The sequence below is a fragment of the Finegoldia magna genome, assembly GCF_018371055.1.
GTDB classification, from domain to species: Bacteria; Bacillota; Clostridia; order Tissierellales; family Peptoniphilaceae; genus Finegoldia; species Finegoldia magna_I.
Genome location: NZ_JAGYZD010000080.1, coordinates 1 through 6,804, shown reverse-complemented (window position 1 = coordinate 6,804; position 6,804 = coordinate 1). Strand labels below are relative to the sequence as shown.

The 6,804-nt window shown below is 34.1% G+C and carries 8 protein-coding genes; 1 reads left to right on the top strand and 7 read right to left on the bottom strand.

Annotated elements, in window-relative coordinates; genetic code table 11:
- Positions 1-127 precede the first annotated feature (127 nt).
- From aroQ to aroF, 7 genes are read right to left on the bottom strand one after another with little or no spacing between them, the layout of a single operon-like run.
- Entirely contained in the window at positions 128-556 is a 429-nt protein-coding gene (gene aroQ / locus KHW44_RS04765) for a type II 3-dehydroquinate dehydratase (protein ID WP_274983549.1), read from the bottom strand.
- Positions 537-1,748 (bottom strand): shikimate kinase, encoded by a 1,212-nt coding sequence (locus KHW44_RS04760; RefSeq protein ID WP_304066608.1) that lies wholly within the window; start codon positions 1,746-1,748, stop codon positions 537-539. Before KHW44_RS04760 ends, aroQ begins: the two co-directional genes overlap by 20 nt.
- The gene (locus KHW44_RS04755) at positions 1,745-1,996 is read right to left on the bottom strand and encodes a chorismate mutase (protein WP_274983551.1); all 252 of its coding nucleotides are present in this window, start codon (positions 1,994-1,996) and stop codon (positions 1,745-1,747) included. Before KHW44_RS04755 ends, KHW44_RS04760 begins: the two co-directional genes overlap by 4 nt.
- Positions 1,972-3,063, bottom strand: a complete 1,092-nt coding sequence (gene aroC / locus KHW44_RS04750) for a chorismate synthase (protein ID WP_304066602.1) — start codon at positions 3,061-3,063, stop codon at positions 1,972-1,974. The genes KHW44_RS04755 and aroC overlap by 25 nt, the downstream gene beginning before the upstream one ends.
- Positions 3,047-4,243, bottom strand: coding sequence for a 3-phosphoshikimate 1-carboxyvinyltransferase (locus KHW44_RS04745; RefSeq protein WP_274983553.1), 1,197 nt, complete (start codon positions 4,241-4,243; stop codon positions 3,047-3,049). Before KHW44_RS04745 ends, aroC begins: the two co-directional genes overlap by 17 nt.
- Entirely contained in the window at positions 4,233-5,264 is a 1,032-nt protein-coding gene (gene aroB / locus KHW44_RS04740) for a 3-dehydroquinate synthase (RefSeq protein ID WP_304066595.1), read from the bottom strand. Before aroB ends, KHW44_RS04745 begins: the two co-directional genes overlap by 11 nt.
- Positions 5,252-6,253: a 3-deoxy-7-phosphoheptulonate synthase gene (gene aroF / locus KHW44_RS04735; protein ID WP_304066592.1), complete on the bottom strand. Its 1,002-nt coding sequence runs from the start codon at positions 6,251-6,253 to the stop codon at positions 5,252-5,254. The genes aroB and aroF overlap by 13 nt, the downstream gene beginning before the upstream one ends.
- Positions 6,254-6,345: 92 nt before the next feature.
- Here aroF and KHW44_RS04730 point away from each other — a divergent pair, with 92 nt between their 5' ends.
- Positions 6,346-6,717: a DUF6483 family protein gene (locus KHW44_RS04730; protein ID WP_304066589.1), complete on the top strand. Its 372-nt coding sequence runs from the start codon at positions 6,346-6,348 to the stop codon at positions 6,715-6,717.
- Positions 6,718-6,804 lie beyond the last annotated feature (87 nt).

Genomic DNA, 6,804 nt, shown 5'->3' with positions numbered 1-6,804 from the left:
ATCGTTCAAATTAGTAGTATTGCCATTAATTATTTTTCTCTTTGATAATTCAATATCTCCGTGTTCATTAAATAAACCACGTTTTTGTAATTCGTCCATTGCTCCTCCTTGATTTTTCATACCTATATTATATTCTATTTAAGAAAAAATCGATAGCCTCGATATATCCATCTGCTCCTTTTCCTTTGATAACTTTTTTTGCAAAAAGTGATACATAAGAAAGTTTTCTGAAATCCTCTCTTTCATCTACATCTGATAGATGCACCTCAACGGTGTCTACATTTACAGCTTTCAATGCATCCAAAATAGCAACAGAAGTATGCGTGTATGCTGCAGGATTGATGATTATTCCATCTGCTTTTTTGTAAGCACTTTGAATAATATCCACGATTTCTCCCTCGTGATTTGATTGATAAAACTCTACGTCAATTTGATTTTTTGCGCAGTATAATTTCATCTTGGATTCAATGGCTTGTAATGTCAGCTTACCATAAATTTCAGGCTCTCTTATGCCAAGCATATTTAAATTGGGTCCATTAATAATAAATAGTTTCATTGAAATCCTCCACGATTAATTTGGCAGTTGTTTTTGCGTTGTAATTGTTGAAATATTTATCGCTGAATCTTCGATACAAATAATTTCTGTTCTGTCTAATCTCACGCATTGTATTTGTTTTATAAATTGGTCTGTTTTTTCTGGATAATTTACTATTCGGTCTGTCAATCCAATACACAACTGAATTTTGGTGAAGATAATAAAAATTCTTTTTCACAGTTACAGCCCCTCCACCAGTTGCGATAACCAAGTTCTTTTCTTTGGAAAATTCCTCCAAGACTTCAGACTCTATTTTTCTGAAATATTTTTCGCCTTGTACTGCAAATATATCGTTAATACTTCCATATCTTTGTGTGATGATTTTGTCGATATCCACAAGTTTCTTGTCGGTATTTTTTGCGATGATTTTTGCGACCGTACTTTTCCCACTCCCTGGCATTCCAACTAGTGCAATATTCATATTTTTCGTTCTAATTTTCTGCACGATTTCTTCTACAACATCATCGTCTATTTTCTTCGAAGTGAAAATCTCACACGCTTTGACAGCTTGGTACACCAGCATTCGCAAACCATTGTCGTTTGGAATTCTAAGTCTATCGCAATCCATTAACAAAGAAGTTTTGTTTGGATTATAAATCACATCGAACACAGCTTTTGGTTTGATTTTTCCGATTCTTATAACAGATTTTAGATTATTCGGATACATTCCCACTGGAGTTGCGTTAATTAAAACGTCGCAGTTTTTGTAATAATCTACATCTTCAAACTTATGCTCACCTTTTCGTGAAATAACTTTAATAGTCCTTGCTTGAAGTCTTTTCGCACATTCTACTGCTGTTTTGCTAGTCGCTCCATCTCCCAAAATCACGACTTCTTTTCCTTTCAAATCGATAATTCTAGAAATCATGTACTCCATTCCGTCGATATCGGTGTTGTATCCTTTAATCGTGTCCGCGAATTTAATCGTGTTTGCGCATCCGATTTTCTTCGCATCTTCGCTCATTTCGTCCAAATATTTTATGACGTCTTCCTTGTACGGAATAGTTACATTGATTCCATTGATGTCTTTTCTTGCGAGAAATTTATCCAAATCATCTTCTTCAAAATATTCGTACTTGTAGTATCCCAATAGTTCGTGAATTTCTTTTGAATAACTGTGTTTTAAAGATTTTCCCAATAATCCGTATTTCATTTCAAATTATCCTGAATTTTTTTCGATTCTAATAAAATTTTGGATTCAACTTCTTTTATATTGTCACGGTATTTTAAATCTGTTCGTTCTATTTTTTCAATAATTTCCTTTTCTCTTGATTTGTCTTCTGTTTCAATATTATTTTTTGATTTAAAATCGCCAATTTCAGAACAAATCTCAAATCTTTTTTCTAATAACTTTGCAATTTCCGAATCAATTTTATCTATTTCTTTTCTAAATTTTTCCATCCGTACTCCTTTAACAAATCGTAAATCACAAAAGCTGTGATTGACTCCATCACGCTTACGGCTCTGATTCCAATGCTTGGGTCGTGTCTTCCTTCAACAGTCAACGTAGTGTTCGTTCTACTTCTCAAATCAACCGTATCTTGTGTTATTCCAATCGATGCAGGTGGTTTGAATGTAACCAAGGAAATTATCGGCATTCCCGTCGAAATTCCTCCCAATATTCCACCGTTGTAATTTGTTTTGGTTTTGATTTGTTCGTTCTCTATATAATAGCAGTCATTCACAACAGATGCATTTGAGTTGTCGAATGATTTGCCCAAACCAAACTCAACCGATTTTACTGCACCAATTCCAAAATAACTTTGTGACAACCTAGATTCAATCGAATCAAAAAGCGTATCTCCAACTCCTGCTCTCAAATTATACACAACAGTTTCGACACTTGAGCCAATGGAATCTTTTCTATCTCTCAACTCTTCTATTTTATCGTCTATTTTATCTATAATTTCATCGTTTATTACTTCGATTTTTCTTTCTCTCAAATAACTGTAGTCTGTAAAGTTTAAATCATCAAATCTTTCATCTACAATATCTCCCAGTGAATACAAGTGGCTGAACACATAGATGTCTTGTTGTTTCAATATTTCTTGGGCGATAAATCCCGCCACGTTAATGACTGCTGTTAATCTTCCAGAAAAATGTCCACTACCATTGATATCGTTGAAATCATTGTATCTAACAGTTGCAGGATAGTCTGCATGCGATGGTCTTGGAGTGTTGTAAATATTTGAATAATCTTTTGAGTGATGGTCTGAGTTTTTTATAATATAAGTTAATGGAGCACCTGTTGTTATGTCGTTCATAATCCCCGATACGAACTCAACTTCATCTGATTCTTTTCTTAGTGTCGTGTTGGATTTGCCGGGAGATCTTCTTTTCATGTGTGCTCTCAATCTTTCGTGGTCAATTTTGATTCCTGGATCAATTCCATCAATCACGCCACCAATCATTGTGCCGTGCGATTCTCCCCACACGGTTAACTTAACTAATTTACCTATAGATGACATCGCTATCCAGCCTTTCTATTTCACTAAAAAATGATGGATAAGATTTCTTCACGGCTTGCCAATCTTTGATTTCAACTTCTTTCGTAATTATAGATGCTATTGCTGCAGCCATTACAATTCTGTGATCATCACAAGAATTTATAACAGCAGGTTTCATTTCTGATTTATAAATTATTAAATCATCTCCGTCTATTTTGCAGTTTACACCGAATGATTGTAGCATATCGTAAGTTGATTGAATTCTATCCGATTCTTTTAACCTCAATCTTTTAGCGTTTTTTAGCACCGATTTGTAGCATTTTTGAGACAAAACCACTGCCAAAATTACATATAAATCTGGCGTTTGTGATATATCGATTTCGCAGTAATCTTCGTTGTTATCGATTTTTTCTAATAATTCGACTATTTTTCTGTCTGCTTGAACTGAGTCCATGTTTAAGTTCTTAACGTTTATATCTGCACCCAACTCATTTGCACACAAGAAAAACGCTGCGTTCGACCAATCTCCCTCTACGATAATTTCCCCTGGTGATTTTAATGCACCAGGTTTTACTATGACTTTATCAGGCAAAATCTCAGACTCCACTCCAAATAATTTCAAACATTCTTGTGTGATTTTAATATATCCCGTAGATTCAAGTTGTGATGTCAATTTGATTTCACAGCCACCGATAAGTGGTGCAATCATCATAATTGCAGAGATGTATTGGCTGGATACATTGCCTGGAAATTCGAAATCAATTTTGTGAAAAGTTCCATCAACTGTAAAAGGAAGTTTATCTTCACTGAAAGTGAGCCCCGATAATTTCAATTGATCTATCAATTCTTTTATCGGTCTATCTTGTAGCCTCCCACTACATTTGATGTTTGTCTTTTGAGATAAGAAACTCACCAATGGTAACAGAAATCTCAACGTTGAACCCGAATCATTTACATTAATATCAGACACATCTTTTTGGAAAAACGAAGGATGAACTGTAACTTCATTTCCATTTATTTCGATTTCTACTCCCAAATTTCTCAAGCAATCAATAGTTGTCATTATATCGTTTGAGAATTCATTGATGATAATAGTTGTATCAGTATCTGCGACACTTGCCAAAATCAAAAATCTATGTGCAAATGATTTGGAAGATATAGCGTCCACCGTTCCTTGTAATTTGTCCGTTTTAATTTTCATAAATATCACTCAAAACCTTTTTGTAATCCGATTTGTTCATACTCAAAACCGTACATTCTCCAATTTCTTCGGAAACTATCAAACTAATCATATCTTTTGTGTTTTTCTTATCGCGAAGGCTAACTTCATACACATCTTCCACAGAATAATCGTAATTTCCATCCAAATTATACATTTTCAGAACTTCCAATATTCTGTCATAATCTTTGCTGTATTTTTTCGCCATGCACTTCATTCCATAAGCTACGGCGTGTCCGTGCATAACGTTATAATCGGACAATTTTTCGACAGCGTGTCCCAATGTATGCCCGTAATTTAATAATTTTCTCAAATTTTGTTCCAATTTATCTTGGAGCACTATGTTTTTTTTGATGCTCACACAAATCTCCACAATTTCCGATAAATTGCTTTGTTTGGTGTATCTTTTGGAACTTATCTTGTCGAATAATTCTTCATCAAAACAAATCGCGTATTTGATAATTTCACCGAAACCATCTTCAAACACGTAATCGTCTAAAGTTTTCAATAAGAGTGGATCAATAATGCAAAGCTTTGGATCTTTGAACGCTCCTATCAAATTTTTCCCAGTTGGTAAATCAATCCCAGTTTTGGATCCCACTGATGAATCTACCATCGACAAAACAGTCGTAGGAATTTGAATAAAATCTATTCCGCGCATAAAAGTCGCAGCGACAAACCCAGCCAAATCTCCAACGACACCTCCACCAAAAGCAATGACAGTGTCATTTCTGTGATAAGACATGCTCATGTATGTCATTATTTTTTCGTACTCTGATAAACTTTTAGAAGATTCCCCAGGTTTTATAACGTAAAATTCGTGCTCAATCTCCAACTCATCTAATAAAATATCCAATGTTTTATGGTGATATTTGTCTACATTTTCATCAGTAATAATAATCGCCTTTGATTTTATGAAATTTTTCAAATAATCACGCGATTGATTCAACGCATCAAGCCCAACTATCAGATCGTAATTTTCGACATTTATTACTGAATACATTGTCTCAATTTCCTTACTTTTCTCATTATAGTTCTAAATCTTTCGCAAGTGACAGATTGTGGCCCATCGCTTAGAGCATTTTCTGGATCGTTGTGCACTTCAATCATAAGTCCGTCGCAACCTGCAGCAGTCGAAGCAAGTGATAGCGGTTCAATCAAAGTGTATTTTCCACTTGCGTGTGATGGATCCATTATTATTGGAAGTTGTGACAATTCCTTCATTACAGAAATAGCGGAAATATCCAAAGTATTTCTAGTGTAATTTTCGAAAGTTCGAATTCCCCTTTCACACAATACTACATTCTCGTTTCCACCAGTCATAATGTACTCCGCACTCATTATCCATTCCTTGTAAGTCGCACTCAAACCTCTTTTTAATAATATTGGTTTGTCTGAATGTCCCAACTCTTTAAGCAAGGAATAATTTTGCATATTTCTCGCTCCAACTTGCAACATATCGACATCGTTGAAATAATCCAAATCTGACAAATCCATTATTTCAGTAATAATTGGAAGTCCAGTTTCTTTTTTTGCTTGGATTAACAAATCGATTCCCTTTTTTCCCAATCCTTGAAATGCATAAGGTGATGACCTAGGCTTAAAAGCTCCACCTCTAAGGATATTTGCTCCATTCTTCTTCACACTTTTAGCAATCGTAATAATTTGTTCTTCACTTTCAACAGAGCAAGGACCTGCCATCACGCAGAAATTTCCGTCACCTATTTTTACACCATCAACATCTACAATTTTAGGTTGTGGATGGTATTTTTTGTTCGCCTTGCTGAAAGGTTCTTCAATTCTAATAACCTTGTCCACGATATCAAAACGCGATATTAACTTCTCATCAATACTTGAAGTATCTCCTATCAACGAAATAATCGTGTATCTATCGCCAACAGTCTCGTCAATTCTGACGTTTTGTTCGTTTAAAAAATCTATTAATTTTTTTACTTCCTTTTCGTTAGGATTTCTTTTTAATTTTACTATCATAATTTTCTCCGATAATCTTATTCTATTAATAGTATATCAAAACTGAGAAATTTAGTATAATATAAGTAGAGAAATTTAGAAAGAGTGATAACATGATAGAATCAAACGATTGGCTATTAAAACAAATCAACGTAGTCAGTGAATTTTTGCAAAAATTATTTACTGATATGGAAACGAGTAGAAAATTAAACGAGAATGAAGAATACCAAAAAGATTCATTTGAATTTGAAAGATTGTTGGAAAATCTAATCGAAGAAGATAGAATAAACGATGCAGAAAATATTTTGTTCGAAAAGCTAGAAACTAATAATCTAATGTATGCTACAATCGCTACAAGATTTTACGACAAATTAAAAGGTCTTTCCGATGAAAAACTTCAAAAATCAAACTACAGCCGTGAAGAAATCCTACAAGGATTAAACGATATGTGTGATATGTTTGGCTTGGAAATATTCAAGGGATAAAAAAACTGGTTTGTACAAACCAGTTTTTTTAATCGTACGATCTTTGCCATATATCTCTAATTTTTTGCATTATATCGCGGTCAACTC

Coding starts and splice junctions, on each gene's coding strand:
- aroQ (WP_274983549.1), bottom strand. CDS start 556: ATGAAACTATTTATTATTAATGGACCCAATTTAAATATGCTTGGCATA.
- aroC (WP_304066602.1), bottom strand. CDS start 3,063: ATGTCATCTATAGGTAAATTAGTTAAGTTAACCGTGTGGGGAGAATCG.
- KHW44_RS04760 (WP_304066608.1), bottom strand. CDS start 1,748: ATGAAATACGGATTATTGGGAAAATCTTTAAAACACAGTTATTCAAAA.
- KHW44_RS04755 (WP_274983551.1), bottom strand. CDS start 1,996: ATGGAAAAATTTAGAAAAGAAATAGATAAAATTGATTCGGAAATTGCA.
- aroF (WP_304066592.1), bottom strand. CDS start 6,253: ATGATAGTAAAATTAAAAAGAAATCCTAACGAAAAGGAAGTAAAAAAA.
- aroB (WP_304066595.1), bottom strand. CDS start 5,264: ATGTATTCAGTAATAAATGTCGAAAATTACGATCTGATAGTTGGGCTT.
- KHW44_RS04745 (WP_274983553.1), bottom strand. CDS start 4,243: ATGAAAATTAAAACGGACAAATTACAAGGAACGGTGGACGCTATATCT.
- KHW44_RS04730 (WP_304066589.1), top strand. CDS start 6,346: ATGATAGAATCAAACGATTGGCTATTAAAACAAATCAACGTAGTCAGT.